Here is a 23,945-nt window from a genome sequence, read left to right on the forward strand (position 1 = left end):
CTGACCCCCAGTGTGGGCCAGCGCAGGGCTCGTCCGGCAGCCACCTCACGAGCGGCGCCGGAAAACTCTGCGAGTGGAACGTTGTCGGCGAATGCGCCTCAGTGTGCGGGTTATGACACTTGGTGACCTGGTGTCGCCGTGGGCGAAGCTGGTTTCGATGTCATGGCCTGACACGAACCGGTCATTGGCGTAACCGCTGCCTCCGGGACGCAGCCGCTGGATCATGTGCATTGAGGGGCTTCCAGCACGTTCAACGGAACGTGGTGGGGGTGGGGGTTAGGTGGGGGGCGTTCGGCTATAGGGGGAAGGTGGCGGGGGAAAGGGGGCAGGGAATGGTTCATCGGGGGCGGCGGGGGAGTTCGCCGGTCAACTGGGAGTTGTTGCTGGGGCTGGTGGCCGCGGGGTTCATCGTCTACGTGTGGGTTTGGGCGGCTACGCAGGGTGGGCCGCCCTGGTAGGTGTAGGGGCGGGATTGGTGGGAAACGTGGGTTGCGGCCTGCGGTTGGAGCTTGAATTCGGGGGGTGGGGGCGGGCGCCGGTCGGGTGGGCCTACGCTTTTCGGGCGTAACCGGGAGCTAGGTGGAGGATCGACCGTGGACATCATCAGCCGGGCGGAGTGGGGAGCGCGTGCTCCTCGGGCCCGCAGCACGGTGACCTGGGCGGAACGCTCCGAGTTCGTCGTGCATTACTCCGAGGGGCCGACGACGCAGTCCGTCCGGTCCATTCAGGACTTTCACATGGACGACCGGAACTGGGCCGACATCGGCTACAACTTCCTCGTCGGCGTCGACGGCCGGGTCTATGAGGGGCGCGGGTGGCTGGTCGTCGGGGCGCACGCGCCCGGGCACAACACGTCCGGGATCGGCGTGTGCATGATCGGGCGGGACGGGGACGCCACCCCGGCGGCGAAGCGGGCCATTCGGGCGGTGTACGACGAGGCCGTGCGCCGGGCCGGGCGGTCGCTCCGCAAGCTCGGGCACCGCGACGTGTATTCGACGAACTGCCCCGGCGACCAGTTGTACGCCTGGGTGCGGGACGGTATGCCCGCCGACGACATCGAGGAGGACGACATGCCGGACTACGTGTCCGTCGGAATGGACCAGTCGCAGGAGCTGCCCGCCGGGCAATGGGTCACCGTAAATTGGGGCAAGGAGTACGGCGACTCGGCGCACCACCATTGGGACAAGGGCGGCCCGTCCCTCGTGATCGGCCCCGCCCGCTACGCGCTGACCGCCAATGTCCGGGTGGAGGGGCTCCCGCCGGGGACGGAATTGCAGGCGCGCGCGATCGAGCACGCCGAGTCGGGCGGGGACGTGTCCGCGGGGCCGATCGCCGAGTACGTGGCCAGTGAGGGTGCGACGTTCGTCCATTACAGCCTGCCCGCCGACATGGTGGGCAAGGGCTACCGGGTGCGTTTCCAGGTCGTCCATTTCGGCGCCGGGACGGGCCGCGTCGCGTCCGGCAGCGCGAAGTGCCTGGTCTGGCCCACCTAGCGGGTCAGGAGGTCGCGGAGGGCCTTGGTGATCTCGGCCGGCGCCTCCTCCGCCATGAAATGGCCGCAGCTGACGGTGGAATGGCGCAGGTCGGGGGCCCAGGCGCGCCATACCGCCGCCGCGTCGTAGCCGAGGGCGGCGCCCCAGTCCTGCTGGAGGACGGCGACCGGCATCCGCAGCGTGTTGCCCGCTGAACGGTCGGCCTGGTCGTGCTCGACGTCGATTCCGGCGGACGCGCGGTAGTCGGCGACGATCGACGGGATCGCGGCGCGGGAGGCGGCCAGGTAGGCGGCGCGGACGTCCGCGGGAATGGCGGCCGGGTCGTTCGTCCACAGGTCGAGGAAATGGCCGAAGAACGCGTCCGGGGCTCCGGCGATCAGCTGTTCGGGGAGTCCCGGCGGCTGGGCCATCAGGTACAGGTGGAAGCCGACCGCCGCGCTGACGCCGTGCATGACGTCCCACATGTCCAGGGTCGGGAGGACGTCCAGGCAGGCCAGGTGCGTGATCGTCGACGGGTGGTCGAGGCCGGCGCGGAAGGCGACGAGGGCGCCGCGATCGTGTCCGGCCAGGGCGAAGCGGTCGTGGCCGAGGGCTCGGGCCAGGGCGACTATGTCCTCGGCCATGGTGCGCTTGGCGTAGCCGTCAAGCGGCTTGTCGCTCGCGCCGTAGCCACGGAGGTCGGGGCAGATGACGGTGTGGTCGGCAGCCAGGTCCGTGGCGACGTGGCGCCACATCAGGTGGGTCTGCGGGAAGCCGTGCAACAGCACGATGGGGCTTCCGGTACCCCCGACCGCGACGTTCAAGGACACATCGTCCGCGACGCGGACGCGCTTGTAGTCGAATCCAGTGATGTTCTCCATGTCCCCCAGGCTGCACCCCGTGAATGAGCATCGGATGAGTAGCGTTGCCTGGGTGGACGTCCTGTTCGGGGTGCTGGGGCCCGTCGCGGCGTGGGACGGCGACGGCCGCGCGGTCGCGCTGAAGGGCCCGCGGCACCGGGCGGTGCTGGCGCGGCTGATCGTGGCGCGCGGGCGGGTCGTCCCGGTGTCCCGGCTGGTCGACGACCTGTGGGTCGCGCCGCCGCCGGACGCCGTCGGCGCGGTGCGGACGTTCGTGGCGGCGCTCCGCAGGGCCCTGGAGCCGGACCGGCCGCCGCGCGCGCCGTCCAGGACGCTGGTCACCGAGGGGCCCGGGTATGCGCTGCGGGCCGGAGAGGACACCGTGGACGCCTGGCGCTTCGAGCGCGCGGCGGCGACGGACCGCCCGCCCGGGGAGGCGCTCGGGATCTTGGACGAGGCGCTCGGCTGGTGGCGCGGCCCCGCCTACGCCGACTTCGCCGAGGAGGGCTGGGCGCGGGCCGAGCGCGCGCGGCTGACGGAGCTGCGGCTGCACGCGGTCGAGCGGCGGGCCGAGGCGATGCTGGCGCTCGGGCGCGCCGCCGAGGCGGTCCCCGACCTGGACGCGCACGCCGCCGAGCATCCCTGGCGCGAGGACGCCTGGCGCCTCCTGGCCCTCGCCCTGTACAGGACGGGACGCCAGGCAGACGCGCTCAGCGTCCTCCGAAGGGCACGGGGGCTGCTGGTAGAGCAACTGGGCATCGACCCAGGGCAGGCGTTGCGAAATCTGGAGGAAGACGTCCTTCGCCAGGCCGACCATCTCCAGGGGCAGGACGCGGCGGCTCGGGTCTGGGCGGACACCGCGGCCGTCTATGACCGGACGGTCGGGTCAGGTGCGTCTGGCGCGCGGGCCAGGCTGGAGTCGACGGTCGGGATCCTGCGCGACCTCGCCGTGACGGGCGCCGGTGGGCTCGCGGCGGCGCGCGAGCGGCGCTTGGCGGCGGTCGCGGCGGCGGAGGAGCTCGGCGACGCGGAGCTGACCGCGCGGGTGATCGGCGCGTACGACGTCCCGGCCGTCTGGACGCGGTCGGACGATCCGCGCCAGGCCGCCGAGCTGGTCGCGGCGGCCGAGCGCACCCTCGCGGCCCTCCCGTCCGGCGGGACGGACGCGACGCGCGCCCGGCTGCTGGCGACGGTCGCGCTGGAGTCGCGCGGCACCGGTTCGCGGCGCGCGCGAGGCGGCGCGCGAGGCGGAGCGCGTCGCCCGCCGCCTGGACGATCCCGTCCTGCTGGCGTTCGCGCTGAACGGCGTGTGGATGCAGACGTTCGAGCGGGCGGGGCTCGCGCCGCGCCGGGACGAGATCGGCGCCGAGCTGGTCGCGCTGGCGGAACGGCATGAGCTGGCGAACCACCAGGTACTCGGGCATCTCATCCGGATGCAGGCGCGGAGCGCGCTCGGCGACTTCGCGGCGGCGGACGGGCACGCGGCGGCGGCGGAACGCCTGGCCGAGCGGCACGAACGTCCGCTGGTGGGGGTGTTCACGGCCTGGTTTCGGGCGTTGCGCCTGGCCGCGTCCGGGGAGGACGCGTCAGGGGAGGACGTGGAGGCCGCCTACCGGGAGGCCGTCGATCGGCTGGACGGGTCCGGGATGCCCGGGTTTCAGGACGGTCTGCCGTCGCTCGCCCTGCTCTGCTCGCGGGTGCGGGCCGGGCGTCCCGCGCCGACCGGCCCGGCCGACTGGGGGCCGTACGAGCCGTGGGCGCGGCCGCTGGTCCTGCTGGCGCGGGGCGAGCGCGACGCGGCCGCCGAGGCGCTGCGCGAAACCCCCGAACCCCCGGCCGACCTGCTGCTCGAAGCGCTCTGGGCGCTCACCGCCCGCGCCGCGGTCGAGCTGGGCGACCGCGCGGCGATGCGGCGCGCGCACGACCGGCTCCGTCCCGCCGCCGGGGAACTGGCGGGGGCGGGCAGCGGCCTGGTCACCCTCGGCCCGGTCTCCCATTTCCTGGACGAGTTGGACGCCGCCCTCGCCCGGTAGGCCGTCCGGGACGCCGCGTGTTTGCCCCCCGCCGATGTTGCCTTGCCGTTTCTCGGGTAGGGCCGCACTGAAACGGTGAAAGGAGAGCCCGTCGTGACGGACGTTTCGAGCATGGGGGCGGAGCCGGGGGACGAGCGTCCGGTGCTGACGAACCGGCAGGGCCACCCGGTGTACGACAACCAGAACCAGCGCACGGTCGGCGCGCGGGGCCCGGCGACGCTGGAGAACTACCAGTTCCTGGAGAAGATCAGCCATTTCGACAGGGAGCGGATTCCGGAGCGGGTCGTCCACGCGCGGGGCGTGACGGCCTACGGATTCTTCGAGGCGTACGGGAAATGGGGCGACGAGCCGGTCGCCGCGTACACGCGGGCGAAACTGTTCCAGGAGCGGGGCGCGCGGACGCCGGTCGCGCTGCGGTTCTCCACGGTCATCGGCGGGCGCGACTCGGCCGAGACGGCCCGCGACCCGCGCGGGTTCGCCATCAAGTTCTACACCGAGGACGGCAACTGGGACCTCGTCGGGAACAACCTCGCGGTCTTCTTCATCCGCGACGCCATCAAGTTCCCGGACGTCATCCACGCCCTCAAACCCGACCCGGTGACGTTCCGGCAGGAACCGGCGCGCATCTTCGACTTCATGTCGCAGACGCCCGAGTCGATGCACATGCTCGTCAACCTTTTCAGCCCGCGCGGGATCCCGGCCGACTACCGGCACATGCAGGGCTTCGGCGTGAACACCTACAAATGGGTGAACGAGGCGGGCGAGACGAAGCTCGTCAAATACCACTGGATGCCGAAGCAGGGCGTGCGGAGCATGACGGAGGAGGACGCGGCGGCCGTCCAGGCCCGCGACCTCGGGCACGCGACGCGGGACCTGCACGACGCCATCGACCGCGGCGACTTCCCGGAATGGGAGCTGCTCGTCCAGATGATGGACGACAACGACCATCCCGAACTGGACTTCGACCCGCTCGACGACACCAAGGTCTGGCCGGAGAACGAGTTCCCGGCGCTGCCGGTGGGACGGCTCGTCCTCGACCGGAACGTGGACAACAACTTCGCCGAGAACGAGCAGATCTCGTTCGGGACGGGCGTCCTCGTCGACGGACTCGACTTCTCCGACGACAAGATGCTCGTCGGGCGGACGTTCTCCTACAGCGACACCCAGCGCCACCGCGTCGGCCCGAACTATCTGCAACTGCCCGTCAACCAGGCGAAGGGGACGCGGGTCCGGACGAACCAGCGGGACGGGCAAATGGCGTTCTTCGTCGACGACGGCGGCGAGAACCCGCATGTGAACTACGAGCCGTCCATTACGGGCGGGCTGCGGGAAGGGCAGTACCCGACGCATGACGAGCAGGGGCCGGAGATCCGGGGGCGGCTGACCCGCAAGCGCATTCCGCGGCCCAACGACTACCTGCAGGCCGGGCAGCGGTATCTGCTGATGGAGGACTGGGAGCGGGACGACCTCGTCCGCAATTTCGTCGAGCTGATCTCGCAGTGCGCGCGGCCCGTCCAGGAACGGATGGTCTGGCATTTCCTGCTGGTCGAGGACGATCTCGGGCTGCGCGTCGGGGAAGGGCTCGGAATCGGCCCGGACGCCGTCGCGCACCTCAAACCGCTCCCCGGCCAGGACCTCACGGACGAGGACCAGCGACGCCTCGACAACCTCGGCAAGAACGGTTCCCGGGACGTCGCCGGGCTGAAGATGACGCATTGCGTCCCGAACGAGAGGGCCGCGCACAGCTTCTAGCCGCCCGCCGACCGGGCCGCTCGGCTCCCGCCGGCCAGCGGGCGAACCCGCCTCACCGCGTCGCGGCGGTGGCGGGCGCGGCGGTGCGGAACGTCTGGCGGTAGGTTGACGGCGGGACGCCGATCGTCGCGACGAGATGCTGCCGCAGCGACGCCGCCGTCCCGAACCCGGCCTCGGCGGCGATGCGGTCCACCGGCAGGTCGGTCGTCTCCAGCAGGCGGCGGGCGCGCTCGACGCGCTGCTGCGTCAGCCACTGCCCGGGCGTCATGCCGACCTCGTCGCGGAACCGCCGGGAGAACGTCCGGACGCTCATCCGCGCGTGCTTCGCCAGTTCGCTCAGCGCGAGCGGACGGTGCAGCTGCTCCAGCGCCCACGCCCGGGTCGCCGACGTCGTCGCCGCCTCCGGCCCCGGGACGGGACGTTCGATGAACTGCGCCTGTCCGCCCTCCCGCCACGGCGGCACGATGCAGCGCCGGGCCACGCCGTTCGCGACCTCGCTGCCGTGGTCGCGCCGGACGATGTGCATGCACAGGTCGATCCCGGCGGCGACGCCGGCGGCGGTGAGGACGTCGCCGTCGTCCACGAACAGGACGTCCGGGTCGACCTTGACCTTGGGGAACTCGCGCTGGAAGCGGGCGGCGTCGCGCCAGTGCGTGGTGGCCGGGCGCCCGTCGAGCAGGCCCGCGGCGGCCAGCACGTAGGACGCCGTGCAGATCGACACGATGCGGGTGCCGGGACGCAGCGCGCCGAGCGTCGCCGCGAGCGGCTCGGGGAGGCGGGCGGGGCCGTCGAGGTCGTAGGCGCAGGGCGGGATGACCAGCGTGTCCGCGGTCGGGACGAGTTCGGGCCCGTGCCGGACGGCGAGCGCGAAATCGGCGTTCGTCCTGACCTGCCCGCCGTCGACGCTGCAGGTCAGGACCTCGTAGAGCGGCCTGCCGTCCGCCGACACGGCGGCCCCGAACAACCGGACCGGGATGCTCAGCTCGAACGGGTACACGCCGTCCAGCGCCAGTACGACCACACGATGCATGGCTTGATTCTCACACACGCCACGATCTGGCCACCGACAGCCGGAGCGGAGCGGGGACGTCCAACCTCGGGTCACCGGACGAATGGAGGACGGAACGACGTCCGGACCGAGGGGGCGATCATGGCGGCCAGGGCCGTCTTAGGCGGCTTTACCAGCTCCGGCCTGCCGGAACATCCGGGCGTGCCGCCCCGACCCTGGGATCCTCCCGTACGGACTAAGGGTCTCCCGGGGGGATTACTCCACCCCGGATGGGGGTTTTCCCCTATGGCGATGATTCTTCCGGAGCGGCAGAGTCATATTCGGCAGCAGGGGGACGAGGCCCCCTCCGCAGGAAGAAGGCAGACGATGTCGAACACGCCGACCCTCACCTCGCTCACCACCTCCGACCTGGCCGAGATCCTGTTCTGCTGCGGGCTGCAGGAGTCCGACCACCCGTCCGCCGAGCAGGTCCGCGCGGCGATCGACGACCGGCTCGGCGCCTACTCCACCTGCGTCGCCACCGTCGCGCAGGAGGCGGGCGACCACCCCGAGACCTACCTGGCGCGGATGCGCTGGGCGCTCAGCACCGTGTCGCGGGCGTACCGCGCACCGGTCACCGCGGCCTGAGCATCCCGGCCTGAGCATCCCGGCCTGACCAACACACCGATCCGTCTCGATCCCGAAGGAAGGAACCCGATGCCTTCAGCTTTCGCCGACCGTCCCCAGGACATCGTCCCGCGCACCCTCCGCGACCTGCTCGCCGCCGAGGCGTCCCAGCCCGAGAACGGAAAGCGGCGGCGCCGACAACGCAGGATCAGGACCGTCCGGCGCGTCACCTAGCGACCGGTCGGCGACCCGGTGGGCTCAGCGGTGCGACTTGGTCTTCGTCTTCTTGTGCTTCGGCTTCTTGCCGTGCCCGCCGCCCGACTCCCACTCGTAGCCGGGCGTGTTGTTCTTGCAGTACCGGTCGCTGACCTTCGTGTCGGTGGCGTCGTGCTCGCACCACCGCTTCTCGCCGCACGCGGTCAGTCCCAGCCCGGCGACCAGGACGGTGATCGCGAGGGCGGCGGACGGGGTCTTGCGCATTTCGGGTCTCTCCTCTGCCGTGGGACGTCCCGGCCGGGACGTCGCCGACCCGACTCTGACGGCCGCGGGCGAGTCCGCGTTCCCGCCGCCCGCCGCACCGGGCGTGACCTGCTCCGGCCGCGCGTGTGATCACGGCGGCGATACTGGTGGCATGGTCGATGACGAGCGCTGGAAGGCGCGTTTCCGAGCCGCCCGGATCACCCTGCCGCGCTGGGCGCGGGACGTCCCGAGCCGCAGCGTCTACCGGTCGAACGCCACGGGGACCTGGGAGATCTACTCCTGGGACCGTGACACCGGCGCGCGGCGGCAGGTGACGGACCGTCCGAACGGCACGTGGGCGGGCACGATCGACCCGTCCGGCGAATGGGTGTGGTGGTTCGCGGACACCGACGGCGACGAGTTCGGCGTGTGGAAGCGCGCCCCGTTCGTCCCAGCGGACGGGAATGTCCCGCCGGCGAGCGTCCCGGCCGTTCCGGAACTGGAACCGTCCTATCCGTCTGGGCTGAGCCTAGGAAGGTCCGGTCTCGCCGTCATCGGACGGACGACCGACGCAGGGAACACCATCCATCTGTGCCGTCCAGCGGCATCGCCCCAGGTGCTCTACCACCACGCGGAGGACGCCCACGTCGCGGGCCTCTCCCGGGACGAATCGCTGATCGCCATAGGGCACAGCGAACACGGCGACAGCCGCCACATGGCCTTGCGCGTCCTACGCCCAGACGGCTCCACGGTCGCCGACCTCTGGGACGGCCCAGGCAAAGGCGTCTACGGCGCGGGTTTCGCCCCGGTCGACGGGGACGCGCGGCTCCTCGTCACCCACGAGCGCCGGGGCCGGGACGAGATCCTCATCTGGGACCCGGTCGCGGGGACCGAACGCGAGATCGTCCTCGACCTGCCCGGCGACTTCGGCGCCTCCTGGTACCCGGACGGGACGGCGCTGCTGATCTCCCACAACCACGAGGCGCGCGACGAGCTGTACCGCTACGACCTGTCGGAAGGCACCCTGACCAGGGTGGACACGCCGCGCGGCGTGATCGGCGGGGCGGACGTCCGGCCGGACGGGACGGTCGAGTTCTCCTGGTCGTCCGCCGCCGAACCGCCGGTCATCCGGGACACCACCGGCGCGGTGGTGCTGACGCCGCCGGGCCCGGCCGCGCCGCCGTCCGTCCCGGTCGAGGACGTCTGGGTGGACGGCCCGGCCGGACGCATCCACGCCCTGGTCAGCAAACCCGAAAGCGACGCGGGCGCCGGGGGCACCGGGGGCGAAGCCCCCTACCCCACCGTTTTCGACATTCACGGTGGGCCGACCGCCCAGGATGACGATTCGTTCGTCCCGTCCGCCGCCGCCTGGGTCGACCACGGGTTCGCGGTCGTCCGCGTCAACTACCGGGGGTCGACCGGGTACGGGTCGGAATGGCGCGACGCCATCGAGGGACGGGTCGGACTCACAGAACTGGAGGACATCAAGGCCGTCCGCGACTGGGCCGTGTCCAGCGGGCTGGCCGATCCGGCGCGGCTCGTCCTGACCGGGGGCTCGTGGGGCGGTTTCCTCACGCTGCTCGGCATCGGCACCCAGCCGGACGACTGGAGCGTCGCGGTCGCCGCCGTCCCCGTCGCCGACTACGTCGCCGCCTACGAGGACGAGATGGAGGGCCTCCAGGCGTTCGACCGGTCCCTGTTCGGCGGCTCGCCGTCCGAGGTCCCGGACCGGTACCGGGAGTCGTCCCCGATCACCTACGTGGAGGCGGTCAGGGCGCCGGTGCTGATCCTCGCCGGGGAGAACGACCCGCGCTGCCCCATCCGGCAGATCGACAACTACCTCGCCCGGCTCGCCGAGCTCGGGCGTCCGCACGAGATGTACCGGTACGACGCCGGGCACGGCTCGCTCGTCGTCGAGGAGCGCATCACCCAGATGGCGGCCGAGATCGGGTTCGCCCGGAAACACCTAGGCATGTCGTGATCGTCCCGGGGGACGGGCCGCCCGCCCCGTCCCCCGGGGTTTACAAGATCAAAGAGCCGGGCATCCCTCCGAGCGGCCGCACCGCACGGCCGGTCCCCGGCGGACCGGCCCCGCCCCCCGGACATCACCGATCGGGGGGACCACATGAACCGGCCGCACCGCACGCGCACCCATGCCCGCGTCCGCCGCGCGCCCCGCCTCCGGCGGCGCCGACCGTCCAACCCGGCCGGAGACGGCGCACCCGATCGGTGTCGCCGCCTGACCGCCCTGGTCACAGCCCTGTCCGTCCCGGCGACGATGCTGGCCGCCACCACCCCGCGCGCCATCGCGTCCCCGCCACCGCCCGCCCGCCGGATCGCATCACCGCCAACCGGCCCGGCCGCCCGCGGCATCAGCGGGCGCCCCCTGCTCACACCGCTCACTCCCCGCGCGGACGCGCGCGGCGGCGGAGCCGACGCCGGGAGGAGGCGAGGTTCCGGACCGCCACCGAACGCGCGGACGCGGGGAATTCCGCCGCGGGACGTCGTCCGGAGGCTGCCGGATTCGGTGCGGATCGGGCAGGGGCTCGCCGAGGGCCTGCTGCGCGCGAACGGCATCGGCTGGCGGTCGACCGGCGGATGCTCCGACCGGACGGTCCGGAACTGCACGTCGTTCGAGAGCGTCCGGCTCGGCACGATCAGGGGGCTGATCGGCTTCGCGGCGGCCAGCGGCTGCGAGGTCACCGTGACGGGCGGGACGGAGCGCGGCCACGCGGGCGGCCAGTACAGCCACTCGAACGGCTACAAGATCGACATCGCCCCGAGCGCGTGCGTCGACCGGGCGGTCGGGGAGTACGCGCCGCGGGGCGTCCGGAGCGACGGCGCACGCCTCTACCGCTCACCGGACGGCGCCCTCTTCGCCCGCGAGAAAGACCACTGGGACATCACCTTCCGCTGAGCCCGCGGCCACACGGTCACGCGGTCACGCCGGTCGTGTGCTCAGGCGCGGACCTCGCGGATGATGCCGACCAGTTCCCGCGTCACCGACTTGAAGCCCGGCATACGCGACATGGCGACCATGCGGTTGACCAGCGGGACCGTCCGCTCCACCAGCAGGTACGTCTTGCGGCACCCGGGCGAGCTGTCGTGCACCCAGTACAGGACGATGCCCATCGAGTAGATCCACAGCAGCTCCGGCAGCTCGGCCCGGAACTCCTTGTCGATCTTCAGGTCGGAGCCCTCGACGACCTCGCGGTAGATCGCGACGGCCGACTCGCGGGCCGGACCCGACTCGGCGCTGAACGGGTTGAGCGGGCTGGTCGGCTCGGCGGCGAACTTGAAGAACTTCCCCGCGAACTCGTGGTAGGGGACCATCGTGTCGACGCGGGCCTTCAGGACGCCGAGCAGCCGGGGCGCGAACCCGGTCTCGGAGTCCAGGACGGCCCGGCAGGCGGCGACGTGCTCGTCCTGCAGCTCGTCGTAGTACGCCTGGATCAGCTCTTCCTTGGACCCGAAGTAGTAGTAGGCGTTGCCGACCGAGACGCCCGCCTCCTTGGCGATCGCGCGCATCGTCGTCGCCTCGTACCCGCGTTCCCTGAACAGCCGCAGCGCCGTTTCGACGATCACGGCCCGCGTCTGCTCGGACTTCACGGCCTTCGTCTCGGTCACGCATGCCACCATACGGCCCCGCCACGACGTCCTGCCCGCCTGGAACACGGCCGTCACCGTGACGCGCGGTAGCCGGACGGGGTCAGCCGGTGCGGCCCGCGGCGATCAGCTCGGCGATCTGCGCGGTGTTCAGCGCCGCGCCCTTCCGCAGGTTGTCGCAGCAGAGGAACAGGTCGAGCGCGTGCGGGTCGTCGAGCGAGCGGCGGACGCGTCCGGCCCAGGCCGGGTCGGTCCCGACGACGTCGGACGGCGTCGGGAACTCGTGCGTCTCCGGGCTGTCGCACAGCACGACGCCCGGCGAGCACGCGAGGATCGCCTGCGCCTCCCGCTGGTCGGTCCGCTCCTCGAACACGGCGTGGACGGCCACCGAATGCGCCGTCACCACCGGCACGCGGACGCAGGTCGCCGACACCTTCAGCCCCGGCAGCCCGAGGACCTTGCGGGTCTCGGCGCGGACGGCGACCTCCTCCGACGTCCAGCCGCCGTCCTCGCGGGTGCCCGCCCACGGGACGACGTTCAGCGCGAGCGGCGCCGGGAACGGCCCGAGCTCGCCGACCACCCCGCGGATGTCGCCCGCGCGGTTGCCGAGGGCGCGGTCGCCGCCGACCTTCTCCAGCTGCGCGTACAGGGTGTCGACGCCGTCCCGTCCGGCCGACGACGCCGCCTGGTAGGACGCGACGACCAGCTCCCGCAGCCCGTACCTGCGGTGCAGCGCGCCCAGCGCGACGATCATCGACAGGGTGGTGCAGCCGGGGCCCGCGACGATGCCGCGCGGACGGTCCCGGACCCGCTCGGGGTTCAGCTCGGGGACGACGAGGGGGACGTCCGCGCACATCCGGAACGCGCCGGACCCGTCCACCGCCACCGCGCCGCGCGCCGCCGCGACCGGCGCCCATTCCGCGGCGACCGGCGCGGGCACCGCGAACGCCGCGATGTCGACGCCGTCGAACACCTCGGGCGCGAGCGCCACGGCCGCGGCGCGCTCGCCGCGCACCCGGAGCGTCCGCCCGGCGGACCGTTCCGAGCCGACGAGTCTGATCTCCCCGTACACGTCGCGGCGAACGGACAGCAGGTCGAGCATCACGGCACCGACCGCCCCGGTGGCGCCGACGACAGCGAGGGTCGGCAGCCCGGAAGACGAGTCCATCGTCGCACTCACATCCTCTGAACTACCGCCGTCCGCGACCGGTTCCCGCAGGGGATGCTCCCACCGCCGCGCCCCGCGCACTGCGTCACGTGACGCGCACCGCGGCACATGACGCGCGAACGCGGGGCCCGGCCCGCGTGGAGAGGTGCGTCAGCGGCCGGTGCCGCCGTAGACGACCGCCTCCACCTGCTCGGCGTCCAGGTCGAAGGCGCGGTGGGCGGCGGCCACGGCGGTGTCGATGTCGTCCTGGGCGACGACGACCGAGATGCGGATCTCCGAGGTGGAGATCATCTCGATGTTGACGCCGGCCTCGGCGATGGCGCTGAACAGGGTGGCGGTGACGCCGGGGTGGGAGCGCATGCCCGCGCCGATCAGGGAGACCTTGCCGATCCGGTCGTCGTAGCGGAGCGACTCGAAGCCGATCCGCTCCTTGACCTTGTTCAGGGCGGTCAGCGCGCTCTGCCCGTCGGTGGCGGGCAGCGTGAACGAGATGTCCGTGCGGCCGGTGGACGCCGCCGACACGTTCTGCACGATCATGTCGATGTTGATCTCGGCGTCGGACAGCACGGTGAAGATCGTGGCGGCCTCGCCGACCTTGTCCGGCACCCCGACCACCGTGATCTTGGCCTCGCTGCGGTCGTGCGCGACGCCGGAGATGATCGCCTGCTCCATGTCGTGTCCTTCGATCTCGCTGCTGTCGACGACCCAGGTGCCCACCTTCTGGCTGAACGAGGACCGTACGTGGATCGGGATGTTGTAGCGGCGCGCGTACTCCACGCAGCGCAGATGCAGGATCTTCGCGCCGGACGCCGCCATCTCCAGCATCTCCTCGTAGGAGATCTTCGGGATCTTGCGGGCGGCGGGCACGATGCGCGGGTCGGCGGTGAAGACCCCGTCGACGTCGGAGTAGATCTCGCAGACGTCGGCGTCCAGCGCGGCGGCGAGCGCGACCGCGGTGGTGTCGGAGCCGCCGCGGCCGAGGGTGGTGATGTCCTTGGTCCCCTGCGAGACGCCCTGGAACCCGGCGACGATGCAGATCGAGCCCTCGTCCAGCGCGGTGCGGATCCGGCCCGGCGTCACGTCGATGATCTTGGCTTTGCCATGCGAGCCGTCGGTGATCACGCCCGCCTGGGAGCCGGTGAACGAGCGGGCCTCGTGGCCCAGGTTCGCGATGGCCATGGCGAGCAGGGCCATCGAGATCCGCTCGCCGGCGGTGAGCAGCATGTCCAGCTCGCGGCCGGGCGGCAGCGGGCTGACCTGCTTGGCCATGTCGATGAGATCATCCGTCGTGTCGCCCATCGCGGACACCACGACGACGACGTCGTTGCCCGCCTTCTTCGTCGCGACGATGCGCTGGGCGACCCGCTTGACGCCGTCGGCGTCGGCGACGGAGGAGCCACCGTACTTTTGCACGACTAGGGCCACGGATGGCGCTCCTCGGTTCGGGGTCAGGCGTACCGGACGTCGAGTCTACAGAGCCTGGCCGGATGGATTACAAACAGGTAACTCCGTACCCCGTTTCAGCTTCCTCAGCCCCCGGTCTGCCTACCGCGCGGGGCGGTGCTCTTCGCCTGGGTGTAGTCAGAGGGTCGGCGGGCCCTGTTCTATGCGGCGCATGACGGGGGCGTATTTGTCGATGTCGTCGCTGTCGAGCCATTGCCGTTCGTCCCACCAGGTGGCGCCCGCGTCGGCCAGCGGGCCGATCAGGTCGCGGGCGTTGTCGGCGGGGCTGAGGCCGCCGACGACTATCTCGAACGGGCCGTCGTCCTCGCGATGGCGGCGGACGTAGCCGGTCAGTTCCCGGACGTCGTCGGCCGAGGGGGCGTACCCGTGCGACCCGGGGCCGAAGAGGGGGACGGCGCCGTCCCACCGCGCGGCGCGCCGCATCGGACGGCGGTTTGGCCAGAACCCGGCGATCCAGACGGGCGGGCGCGGGCGCTGCACGGTCGCGGGCAGCAGCGCCACGTCGTCGACCCGGTAGTGGGGTCCGTGGTGGGTGACGGGTTCGCCGGTCCAGTAGCGGGCGAGGAGGTCGAGCCCCTCGTCCAGCCGCTCGGCCAGGACGGTCTTGTCGGTCGTCTCGCCGAAGGCGCCGTACTCGTCGGAGACCGGGCCGCCGAGCCCGGCGCCGAAGATCACGCGTCCGCCGCTGAGGACGTCCAGCGTCGCGACCTGCCGGGCGAGCTGCTGCGGCCGCCGCCGCGCCACCGGGGTGACGAGGGTGCCGAGCTTGATCCGGCTGGTCGCGAGGGCCGCCGCCGTCAGCAGCATCCACGGGTCGGCGAAGGACTTGCGCTCGCTCTTGACGTGGACGACGTGGTCCCAGACGAACAGCGCGTCCCAGCCCGCCTGCTCCGCCGCGGCCGCGACCCGCGCCAGCGCCCGGACGTCCGCGAAGTCGCCGAAGTTCGGCACGTTGATCGAATAGCGCACAGGCCCATGCTGCGCGCGGGCCCGCGGGGCGGCAAGCGAATATCAGCGCGGGTCGCGACCTCGCTGGCCGGGCCGCTGGGGCGGGTGTGGTGTGCCGTGGCGGGCGGATATCTGTGCGTTGAGTCCCGGATATCTATCCTTCCGGAAGCCGAAGAAATCCTGGGTCTTCGTGAACCGTCCGAATAGTCTCGGTTACCGGACGTGCGCGGGCCCGGGGTCGGCGCGGATCTTCCCGGCCGATCACCTGAGAGCGAGGCGGAGCGTCCGGGCGGCGGCGGGGCGCCGTGGTCCATCTCGTCCACCGGCGGTGAGGGAGGCGGGATCGCGATGGGAGAGCCGATGGCCGCGTTCGACGAGTTGCCGCGCGTCCGGAGGGGTCCGCTGGACTCCCTGTACGCGGCGCTGCGGCGGAGGGCCCCGCAGATGTCCACGGCGCGGCCCGGCGAGGACGCCGTCCTGCGCGTCTCGTACCGGTCCCGGACGGCCACGCTCACCTGGGACGACGAGCTCAAGCAGTACGCGGCGGGCCTGGAGCGGTTCGGCGCGGACGCCGAGCGGGCCGCCGAACTGGTCGCGTGGAGCTTAGGCGCCCCCGGCGCCCCGGACCCCTGCCCCAGCTAACCCCGACCGGGGCCCGACCTGGGCGGAAGCTCAGGCAGGCGCGAGCGGCAGCAAGCCCTAACCAGATCAGGTCGAGCCAAGCAAAGCTCGGCGAGAGCCAAGCCGGGCTGGGCGAGAGCCAAGCCGGAGCCCGAGTCGCGCCAGGCGGAGCCGAGTCGCGCTAAGCGGAACAGCCGCGCCAAGCGGAACCGGGCCGCGCCAAGCGGAACCGAGTCGAGCTAGGCGGAGCCGGGCCGGGCTGGGCGGTGCCCGAGTTGGGCCAAGCGAAGCTGGACCAGAGCCAGGCGATGCCCGAGTCAGGCCAAGCGAAGCTGGACCAGAGCCGAGCGGTGTCCAGGTCGAGACAGGCGGAGCTGGGTTGGAGCTGGTAGGAGCTTGGTCCGGGAGCTTGGGGGAGCTAGGCGGTGGTTGCGGCTTCGGGGGCTACGTTCAGGCGGGCGTTGGCCACGAAGGCGTGCAGGGCGCGGAGGGCGGCGCCGGCGTGGTTGCCCCAGTGGTTGAAGTACGAGTACTGCCACCACCAGAGCGCTTCGAGCGGACGTTCCTGCTGGTAGTGGCGCAGCCCGTGGACGAGGTCGCTGGCGACGTCCACCAGGTCGTCCGACAGGCGGTAGGAGGTGGGCTCGGTGTCCTTGTACGGGTCGAACACCTCGACGTACTCGTCCAGGTCGTCGAGGCGCTCGGACAGGCCCTGCCGGATGGCGTCGAGGTCGGGGTCGGGGCCGACCTCGGGCTCCCAGTTGTCCGGGAGGATGACGTCGGCGCTGGCGCCGAGCTGCGCCCCCGCCAGGATGACCTGCGACACCTCAAGAAGGAGCAGGGGGACGGTATGGACGCCGCCGTCGCCGCGCGCGACCGCCTCCAGGCCGTTCAGGTAGTTGTCGACGTGGCGCGCCACGCGTTCGGCGAGGGCGTTCCAGTCCTTCTGGCTGTTGGTGTCAGACATCGAGCAGCCTCCGTCCTTCGAATGCGCGGCCGAGCGTCACCTCGTCGGCGTACTCCAGGTCGCCACCCACCGGCAGGCCGCTGGCCAGACGGGTGACGGTGAGGCCCATCGGCTTCACGAGCCGGGCCAGGTACGTCGCGGTCGCCTCGCCCTCCAGGTTGGGGTCGGTGGCGAGGATCAGCTCGGTCACCGTCCCGTCGGCGAGGCGCTGCATCAGTTCGCGGATGCGCAGGTCGTCGGGGCCGACGCCCTCGATCGGGCTGATCGCTCCGCCGAGGACGTGGTAACGGCCGCGGAACTCGCGGGTCTTCTCGATCGCGACGACGTCCTTGGACTCCTCCACGACGCAGATGATGTGGGGGTCGCGGCGCGCGTCCCGGCAGATCCGGCATTCCTCTTCTTCAGCGACGTTCCCGCACGTCTTGCAGAAGCGGACCTTGTCCTTGACCTCTTTGAGCGCCTTGCCGAGCCGCTCGACGTCGGCCGGATCGGCGGCGAGGAGGTGGAAGGCGATCCGCTGCGCGCTCTTGGGGCCGACGCCGGGCAGCCTGCCCAGCTCGTCGATGAGGTTCTGAACCACCCCTTCGTACAACGGACCCCTCCTTTCCTAGACTTTCCTGGTCTCTTCTGGCTCCGCTGAGCTTTCCGGGCTTCTGGGAGTTCCTGGGCTTTCTGGGTGTTCGCGCTTAGGAGCCCGAGCCCGAGCCTGAGCCCGAGCCGCCGCCGAGCCCTGGGAAGCCGCCGGGCAGCCCGCCTCCGCCGCCTCCGCCACCGAGGCCGGGGATGCCGCCGCCTCCGCCGAGGCCCTGGGCCAGCGGGCCCATCTTCTCCTGCTGCAACTCCTGCACCTCGCGCCCCGCGTCGCGGATCGCGGCGAGGACGAGGTCGGCGATCGTCTCCGCCGTGTCGGCCGGGTCGTCGGGGTCGATGGCCTTCGGGTCGATCGACAGGCCCGTGACCTCGCCCTGCCCGTTGACCGTCGCGGTGACGAGGCCGCCGCCCGCGGTCCCCCGCACCTCGGCCTCCGCGAGCTCGCGCTGGGCGCTGAAGAGCTGCTCCTGCATGGCCTGCGCCTGCTGGAGCAGTTCCTGCATGTTCAACTGACCACCGGGTTCCACGGTGCACTCCCTCTTCCGGCCCCCCGAGAGGGCCTTCTCCCTGGCGCTCCGCCAGCCACCGGACGTCCGTCCCCCGAGACTACGGGGTCACGGGGCCAAGCGGTAAGAGCACCACCGGTGCGCCGACTCACCCCGATCTGGGCATGTGCTCCGCCCCCGACGATGTCCGCCGAAACCATCGCCCACCACCGCAGACCACCATCCGTACCAGCGGAGACCAGACGGCCGTACCAGCGGAGACCGGGCAGCCGGACCGGCGAGGACCGGCGGGGGCCGGGCAGCCAGACCAGCGGGGGCCGGGCAGCCAGACCAGCGGGGGCCGGGCAGCCGGACCGGCGGGGGCCGGGCGGCCGGAGGTTCTGGACGTTCAGCCTGCGGCGGGGTCACGGGGCGGGCCCGGGTCGTTCTTCGGGACGAGCGGGCGCACCAGGGCGTCCGAGAACGGCGGCTCCGCGCGGAACTCCGCGGCCTTCTCCCAGCCCCAGCGCACGTACATGGCGTAGGCGTCCGTGCCGATGACGGCGGGGAGGGTGGCGTAACGCTCCGATCGTCCGCGGAGTAACTCGTCCAGGAGGCCGCGGCCGAGGCCCTGCCCGCGCTCGGCCACGGCGACGACCAGCTCGACGACGGCGAACTTGTCGGCCGCGAGGACGTCGTCGGGCGGCGCGGACGCGTTCGCCCACCAGGCGCCCGGCGCCATCGTGAAGCCGAACGTGAATCCGCGCAGGAGTTCGCCGCGGCGGGCGACGACCGAGGCGAAGCCGGAGGTCGGGATCTGTTCGCGGGTGCGGGCGAGGAAGCGGTCCGCGGAGAACTTGGGGGCCGAGTTGTAGGGAGGCTCGGAGTAGATCTCCTCGTAGAGGGTGGACAGCTCGTCCAGGGCGTCGAGGGCCGCTGTCCGGTCCAAGGCGGTCAACGTGACGTCTTCGGACATGATCCCGCCTGTTCACGGTCGGGGAGGGGGGTGGAGTGTACGCCGGTGGCGCCGTCGACGCCATCGGCCGTGGTCACCGTCCGCCGCCTGGTCGGTATCGGGCCGCGGCGGGACGATCGGGACCGCCTCGTCGCGCCGCGGGGTACCGCGTCGGGTGGCGTCGAGCCGCGTCGGGTCGCGTCGGGTCGCGTCGCGGTCGGCGGCCTGCGTGGCGGTCGCTGTGCGGGGGTCTCCCGCTAGGACGGGGACGAGTTGTCGATTTCGCGGATGATCTGGCCGCCCAGTTCGCGCTGGATGAGGGCCATTCCGGTCATCTCGGCCTCGGTGCCGTCGACGTCGGCGTCGCCTTCCGGGTCGACCTCGTCGCTCTCGTCCATGGGTTCCGGGGGCGGCGGAGGCTCGTCCGGCGGGGGCGGCGGTTCCGGCACGGATTCGGCGCGCGGGACCGGTGGCCGGGACTGTGAGTGGGCCTGAGCGGTCGGCTGCGGCCGGGGCTGCGGTGCCGGGTTCGGTGTGGCCGCCCCACCGAACCCGGTGTTAGGGCCCGGCCTGCCCGGCGGGGGAGCCGCCGGTGGACCGCCGCCGACGACGGTCTCGATCCGCCAGTCGACGCCCATCCGCTCCTTGAAGACCTCGCGGAGGACGGCGTCGCGACCTCCGTTGACGAAGCCGAGGCGGCGTCCTTCGGCGTCGAAACCGAGGGTGAGGACCTTGCCGTCCAGCGACACCGGCTGGACCCCGGACATGATGACCATCCAGGTTGCGCGGCTCTTCTGCTTGACGGCCTCGACGACGTCCGGCCAAAGCTGCTGAACCGTGGAGAAGTCCCCCCCACCGGAGGCGGACGAGGGCGCCCCAGCGGGCGCGGCCGAGCCACCCTGAGCGCTGGCCCAGCCTTCCGAAGAACCACCACCCGAGGGGCCGCCGCCTGAAGGGGAACGGCGGTTATCCACAGGACCGCGTTCTGCTTCCGAAGGCCCTTGTGCGGGGTTGACACTGGAATTGGGGTCGCCCCCCTGGGAGGGCGGGGACTGTTCTTCCCGGGGACTCGAATTTTCCCAGGCAGCCGCAGACTCGTGCCCTTGAGCCTCACGCCCTTGGGAGTTAGGCCCTTGAGACTCGCGCCCTTGGGAGTTAGGCCCTTGAGAGTCACGCCCTTGGGAGTCACGCGCTTGAGACCCGCGCGTCTGAACCTCACGCCCTTGAGACTCGCGTCCCTGGGCCTCGCGTGCCTGAACCTCACGCCCTTGAGACTCGCGTCCCTGGGCCTCGCGGGCCTGAACCTCGCGTCCCTGGGCCTCGCGCGACTGGTAAGCGTCGGCTCCTCCCGCGGCTCCCGGCTGCGCGCCTCCCTGCTGCGGCCCGCCTCCCTGCTGGCCTACGCCCCGCTGCGAGCCTCCATGCGCCGCACCTCCGTGCGCCGCACCTCCGTGCGCCGCGCCACCTGGTGCCGCGCCTCCGTGTTGAGGCCCGCTCTCCGGAGCGTCGGCTCCTCGCGCTGGCGGCCCGCCGCCCTGGGGGAAACCGCCCTGGGGGACGGACGAGAAGGCCGGAGCCGGTCCACCACCCGCCGCCCCACCCGCAAAACCGCCCTGCCCGCCTTGAGCGGCCTGACGCTCCAGCCGATCCAGACGAGCGAGCAGAGAAGCCTCGTCCTCATAAGCGGCCGGAAGCAAGATGCGAGCGCAGATCAGCTCCAGCAGCAACCGCGGCGACGTCGCCCCGCGCATCTCCGTGAGCCCGGTGTGCAGCAGATCAGCGGCCCGCGTCAGCTCCCCCGCCCCCATGGACGACGCCTGCCGCCGCATCTGCTCCAACTCGTCCGGCGGGACGTTCAGCAGCCCCGTCCCCCCGGCCTCCGGAACGTTCGAAAGAATGACCAGATCCCGGATCCGCTCCAGCAGATCGGCCGTGAACCGCCGCGGATCCTGCCCGCTCTCGACCACCCGGTCGATGGCGGCGAAGACGGCCGCCCCGTCCCGCCCCGCGAACGCGGCGATGACCTCGTCCAGCAGCGCCGAGTCGGTGTATCCGAGCAGCGAGACGGCCCGCGCGTACGTGATGCCCTTCTCATCAGACCCGGCCAGCAGCTGATCGAGAATCGACAGCGTGTCCCGGGCCGACCCGGCCCCCGCCCGCACCGCCAACGGCAGCGCGGACGTCTCGTAAGGCACGTCCTCGGCCCGCAGGATCTCCTCGACCAGCTCCTGCAGCACGCCCGGCGGGATCAGCCGGAACGGGTAATGGTGCGTACGCGACCGGATCGTCCCGATGACCTTCTCCGGCTCGGTGGTCGCGAACACGAACTTGAGGTGCGGCGGCGGCTCCTCGACGAGCTTCAGCAGCGCGTTGAAGCCCTCCCGGGTGACCATGTGCGCCTCGTCGATGATGTACACCTTGAAGCGCGCCGACACCGGTGCGAAGAACGCACGCTCACGCAGGTCACGAGCGTCATCGACGCCACCGTGCGAGGCGGCGTCGATCTCGATCACGTCGATGTGCCCGGTCCCGGACGGGCCGAGCGCGACGCACGAGTCGCACACCCCGCACGGATCGGGCGTCGGCCCCTTCTCGCAGTTCAGCGACCGTGCGAGGATCCGCGCGCTGGACGTCTTGCCGCACCCGCGCGGACCGCTGAACAGGTAGGCGTGGTTGATCCGGCCGTTGCGCAGCGCCTGCTGGAGGGGCTCGGCGACATGTTCCTGCCCCTTCAGCTCCGCGAACGTCGCTGGCCGGTACTTGCGGTACAGAGCCAGACTCATCGGGGGCCCGCCCTCCTCGGGAAGCAGAGCGTCACAAGCGAAAGGACCCCCCGCACACCCGCCAGAGCCTGCTTATCCTTGCTGCCTTCCGGCCCTGGGGAGGTTCACAGGGTGACGCCGTGCGAGGGGTCTTCACAGAGTCTATGGCATCCCCCACCCTGGATTGCCACGCTTCCCGCGTAGTCTCCGGCGCATGTCCGTCCAGACTCTCCTGCACATCGCCGAGCGAACCCACTGGCAGAACGCCGTCGACTCGGGCACGCCGTACACCATGTCCACCTTGGGCCGGACGCTCGCCGACGAGGGCTTCATCCACTGCTCCTCCGACCTGGCCCAGGTGGACGGCGTCCTCGGACGCTTCTACACCGCCGTCCCCCGCTCCGACCTCGTCCTGCTGGTGATCGACGTGTCCCGGCTGGACGCCCCCGTCCGCTACGAACCGGTGGGCGACGAGGTGTTCCCGCACGTCTACGGCCCGATCCCGCCGTCCGCCGTAATTGGGACCAAGTCACTGCCCGGGAACCGGTAGGCTCTCCCGTGGAGGATTCGCCTAGTGGCCTAGGGCGCACGCTTGGAAAGCGTGTTGGTGGCAACGCCTCGCGAGTTCGAATCTCGCATCCTCCGCCGCTACCGGGCCGGTGCCTATGATGGGCACCGGCCTTCGCATGTCCTGAGGGCACCGGCCTTCGGGCGTCCTCAGGACGTCGCCCGTCCTGGGGGTGCCTGCCTTGAGCGGTCCCGAGATCCCAGACCCCGACCAACCGGGCCCCGACCAACCGGGCCCCGAGTACTCAGGTCCTGGCTGCCCGGTCGTCGACTTCGATCCTGGTGTGGCGAACCGTCCGGCCGGGTCGGTGTACGCGCTGCTCGACGAGTTGCGCGAGCGGGAGCCCGCGTTCCGCTCCACGCGGGGATTCTGGCTGCTCACCCGGCATGACGCGATCATGGACGCCTGCCGGTCCCCCGACCTGTTCTCGAACCGGGCGATCAGCGCGCTGGACCCCGATCCCGCCTACCGGTGGATTCCCGAGATGCTCGACCCGCCCGAGCACACCGTGTGGCGGCGGCTGCTGCGCCCGCTGTTCACCCCGGCGCGGGCGCGGGCCATGCGGGACGGCGCCGTCCGCCGCTGCGCCGACCTCGTCGACGGGCTGGCCGCCCGGGGGACGTGCGACTTCGTCGCCGACTTCGCCCGCGTCTTCCCGACGTCGATCTTCCTGGAGCTGATGGGGCTGCCGACCGAGCGGCTCCCGGAATTCCTGACCTGGGCGAACGCCATCCTGCACACGCCCTCCCACCAGGGCGGCGCGGCGCGGCGCGCGGCCATGGCGGACGTCGCGGCCTGCTTCGCCGAGCTGATCGCCGCACGACGCCGCGACCCGCACGGCGGCGCCCCCGACGTCCCCCGCGACAGCCTCCAAGACGGCCCGCGCGACATCGTCACGGCCGCGTTGTCGTTCCGCGTCGGCGGCCGTCCGGTCACGGACGAGGAGCTGCTGTCGCTGTTCGTCCTGCTGTTCCTGGCCGGTCTGGACACCGTGTCGGCCACGTTGTCGTACGCGTTCTGGCACCTGGCCCGCCACGACGCCGACCGGACGCGCGTCGCGACCGACCCCGGCGTCGTCCCGTCCGCCGTCGAGGAGCTGCTGCGCGCCCACGCGATCGTCATCATCGGACGGAAGGTCACCCACGACACCGACGTCCACGGCTGCCCGATGAAGGCGGGCGACATGGTGCTGCTCCCGCTCGCCGCCGCGACCCGCGACCCGCGCGCCTTCCCGGACGCCCACGTCGTCGACCTCGATCGGCATCCGAACCGCCACATCGCGTTCGGCGCGGGCCCGCATCACTGCCTCGGCGCCCACCTCGCCCGGATGGAGCTCCAGATCGCCCTCCGCGAGTGGCACGCCCGCATTCCGGACTACCGCGTCCTGGACGACGCGCACGTGACGGAGCACGCGGGACAGGTCCTGGGGCTTGAGTCGCTGCCGCTGGAATGGTCCACCTGACGGCCGGTGGGGACGGTCCGGACGACGGCCATGGCCCGCCTCCCTGCCGCCGCCGCCATTGACAGACGTCCCAACAGCGCCGCCCCAGAGGCCCGTAGGTAAATTGCACATCGAGGGTCCGGTAATTACTTACGAAGCCCGTGAGCTGGGAGAAACT

At 71.9% G+C, this 23,945-nt stretch carries 21 protein-coding genes, 1 tRNA gene, 1 other RNA gene and 1 pseudogene; 11 read left to right on the forward strand and 13 right to left on the reverse strand.

The window, feature by feature from the left end; all coding sequences use genetic code 11:
• The first annotated feature begins 593 nt into the window (after positions 1-593).
• On the forward strand, positions 594-1,493 hold the full coding sequence (locus tag ACH01S_RS42460) for an N-acetylmuramoyl-L-alanine amidase (RefSeq protein WP_083980963.1): 900 nt from the start codon (positions 594-596) through the stop codon (positions 1,491-1,493).
• Here the strand turns inward: ACH01S_RS42460 and ACH01S_RS21545 are convergent.
• A complete protein-coding gene (locus ACH01S_RS21545; protein ID WP_067894040.1) occupies positions 1,490-2,353 on the reverse strand; it encodes an alpha/beta fold hydrolase in 864 nt (287 codons plus the stop codon). The genes ACH01S_RS42460 and ACH01S_RS21545 overlap by 4 nt on opposite strands.
• Positions 2,354-2,387: 34 nt before the next feature.
• Between ACH01S_RS21545 and ACH01S_RS21550 the strand changes: the two are divergent.
• Together ACH01S_RS21550 and ACH01S_RS21555 are read left to right on the forward strand one after the other, a co-directional pair.
• Positions 2,388-4,365, forward strand: a pseudogene (locus ACH01S_RS21550) (AfsR/SARP family transcriptional regulator).
• Positions 4,366-4,458: 93 nt separating this feature from the next.
• Positions 4,459-6,117, forward strand: coding sequence for a catalase (locus tag ACH01S_RS21555; protein ID WP_067894044.1), 1,659 nt, complete (start codon positions 4,459-4,461; stop codon positions 6,115-6,117).
• Between the two features lie 52 nt (positions 6,118-6,169).
• Here the strand turns inward: ACH01S_RS21555 and ACH01S_RS21560 are convergent, their stop codons facing one another.
• Positions 6,170-7,147 (reverse strand): GlxA family transcriptional regulator, encoded by a 978-nt coding sequence (locus ACH01S_RS21560; protein WP_067894046.1) that lies wholly within the window; start codon positions 7,145-7,147, stop codon positions 6,170-6,172.
• Between the two features lie 345 nt (positions 7,148-7,492).
• Here ACH01S_RS21560 and ACH01S_RS21565 point away from each other — a divergent pair, with 345 nt between their 5' ends.
• Positions 7,493-7,753: a hypothetical protein gene (locus tag ACH01S_RS21565; protein ID WP_067894049.1), complete on the forward strand. Its 261-nt coding sequence runs from the start codon at positions 7,493-7,495 to the stop codon at positions 7,751-7,753.
• Positions 7,754-7,822: 69 nt separating this feature from the next.
• Positions 7,823-7,966: a hypothetical protein gene (locus ACH01S_RS43705; RefSeq protein ID WP_157406299.1), complete on the forward strand. Its 144-nt coding sequence runs from the start codon at positions 7,823-7,825 to the stop codon at positions 7,964-7,966.
• A 24-nt stretch (positions 7,967-7,990) separates the two neighbouring features.
• Here ACH01S_RS43705 and ACH01S_RS21570 read toward each other — a convergent pair whose 3' ends face one another.
• Positions 7,991-8,212, reverse strand: a complete 222-nt coding sequence (locus tag ACH01S_RS21570; RefSeq protein WP_067894052.1) for a hypothetical protein — start codon at positions 8,210-8,212, stop codon at positions 7,991-7,993.
• 151 nt (positions 8,213-8,363) lie between these two features.
• Between ACH01S_RS21570 and ACH01S_RS21575 the strand changes: the two genes are divergently transcribed.
• Both ACH01S_RS21575 and ACH01S_RS21580 read left to right on the forward strand, forming a co-directional pair.
• Positions 8,364-10,172, forward strand: a complete 1,809-nt coding sequence (locus tag ACH01S_RS21575; RefSeq protein ID WP_067894055.1) for a S9 family peptidase — start codon at positions 8,364-8,366, stop codon at positions 10,170-10,172.
• Between the two features lie 546 nt (positions 10,173-10,718).
• Complete coding sequence (locus tag ACH01S_RS21580; protein ID WP_067894059.1) at positions 10,719-11,108, forward strand: hypothetical protein; 390 nt, start codon at positions 10,719-10,721, stop codon at positions 11,106-11,108.
• 41 nt (positions 11,109-11,149) lie between these two features.
• Here ACH01S_RS21580 and ACH01S_RS21585 read toward each other — a convergent pair whose 3' ends face one another.
• From ACH01S_RS21585 to ACH01S_RS21600, 4 genes are all read right to left on the reverse strand, one after another.
• Positions 11,150-11,818, reverse strand: a complete 669-nt coding sequence (locus ACH01S_RS21585; RefSeq protein WP_148344160.1) for a TetR/AcrR family transcriptional regulator — start codon at positions 11,816-11,818, stop codon at positions 11,150-11,152.
• 82 nt (positions 11,819-11,900) lie between these two features.
• Entirely contained in the window at positions 11,901-12,965 is a 1,065-nt protein-coding gene (locus ACH01S_RS21590) for an aspartate-semialdehyde dehydrogenase (protein WP_067894065.1), read from the reverse strand.
• A gap of 150 nt (positions 12,966-13,115) precedes the next feature.
• On the reverse strand, positions 13,116-14,390 hold the full coding sequence (locus ACH01S_RS21595) for an aspartate kinase (RefSeq protein WP_067894068.1): 1,275 nt from the start codon (positions 14,388-14,390) through the stop codon (positions 13,116-13,118).
• A 156-nt stretch (positions 14,391-14,546) separates the two neighbouring features.
• Positions 14,547-15,398, reverse strand: a complete 852-nt coding sequence (locus tag ACH01S_RS21600) for an LLM class flavin-dependent oxidoreductase (protein WP_067894071.1) — start codon at positions 15,396-15,398, stop codon at positions 14,547-14,549.
• A gap of 327 nt (positions 15,399-15,725) precedes the next feature.
• Between ACH01S_RS21600 and ACH01S_RS21605 the strand changes: the two genes are divergently transcribed.
• Entirely contained in the window at positions 15,726-16,019 is a 294-nt protein-coding gene (locus tag ACH01S_RS21605) for a hypothetical protein (protein WP_148344161.1), read from the forward strand.
• Positions 16,020-16,416: 397 nt separating this feature from the next.
• Here the strand turns inward: ACH01S_RS21605 and ACH01S_RS21610 are convergent, their stop codons facing one another.
• The 6 genes from ACH01S_RS21610 to ffs form a co-directional block, all read right to left on the reverse strand.
• Positions 16,417-16,965, reverse strand: coding sequence for a DUF5063 domain-containing protein (locus tag ACH01S_RS21610; RefSeq protein WP_067894077.1), 549 nt, complete (start codon positions 16,963-16,965; stop codon positions 16,417-16,419).
• Positions 16,958-17,557: a recombination mediator RecR gene (gene recR, locus ACH01S_RS21615; RefSeq protein WP_067894080.1), complete on the reverse strand. Its 600-nt coding sequence runs from the start codon at positions 17,555-17,557 to the stop codon at positions 16,958-16,960. The genes ACH01S_RS21610 and recR overlap by 8 nt, the downstream gene beginning before the upstream one ends.
• A 94-nt stretch (positions 17,558-17,651) precedes the next feature.
• Positions 17,652-18,059: a YbaB/EbfC family nucleoid-associated protein gene (locus ACH01S_RS21620; protein ID WP_067894083.1), complete on the reverse strand. Its 408-nt coding sequence runs from the start codon at positions 18,057-18,059 to the stop codon at positions 17,652-17,654.
• Between the two features lie 391 nt (positions 18,060-18,450).
• Positions 18,451-18,990 (reverse strand): GNAT family N-acetyltransferase, encoded by a 540-nt coding sequence (locus ACH01S_RS21625; RefSeq protein ID WP_148344162.1) that lies wholly within the window; start codon positions 18,988-18,990, stop codon positions 18,451-18,453.
• 263 nt (positions 18,991-19,253) lie between these two features.
• Positions 19,254-21,779, reverse strand: a complete 2,526-nt coding sequence (locus ACH01S_RS21630) for a DNA polymerase III subunit gamma and tau (RefSeq protein ID WP_067894089.1) — start codon at positions 21,777-21,779, stop codon at positions 19,254-19,256.
• A 38-nt stretch (positions 21,780-21,817) separates the two neighbouring features.
• An RNA gene (gene ffs, locus ACH01S_RS21635) (signal recognition particle sRNA small type) lies at positions 21,818-21,913 on the reverse strand.
• Between the two features lie 59 nt (positions 21,914-21,972).
• Between ffs and ACH01S_RS21640 the strand changes: the two genes are divergently transcribed.
• The 3 genes from ACH01S_RS21640 (at position 21,973) to ACH01S_RS21650 (ending at position 23,788) form a co-directional block, all read left to right on the forward strand.
• Positions 21,973-22,308 carry a DUF952 domain-containing protein gene (locus ACH01S_RS21640; RefSeq protein WP_067894092.1) on the forward strand — a complete coding sequence of 112 codons (336 nt, stop codon included), beginning with the start codon at positions 21,973-21,975 and terminating at the stop codon, positions 22,306-22,308.
• Between the two features lie 10 nt (positions 22,309-22,318).
• Positions 22,319-22,403 (forward strand) — tRNA-Ser (locus tag ACH01S_RS21645).
• 206 nt (positions 22,404-22,609) lie between these two features.
• Complete coding sequence (locus tag ACH01S_RS21650; RefSeq protein ID WP_169809327.1) at positions 22,610-23,788, forward strand: cytochrome P450; 1,179 nt, start codon at positions 22,610-22,612, stop codon at positions 23,786-23,788.
• The last annotated feature ends 157 nt before the right edge of the window (positions 23,789-23,945 follow it).

Source organism: Actinomadura chibensis NBRC 106107 (genome assembly GCF_001552135.1).
Lineage (GTDB): Bacteria > Actinomycetota > Actinomycetes > Streptosporangiales > Streptosporangiaceae > Spirillospora > Spirillospora chibensis.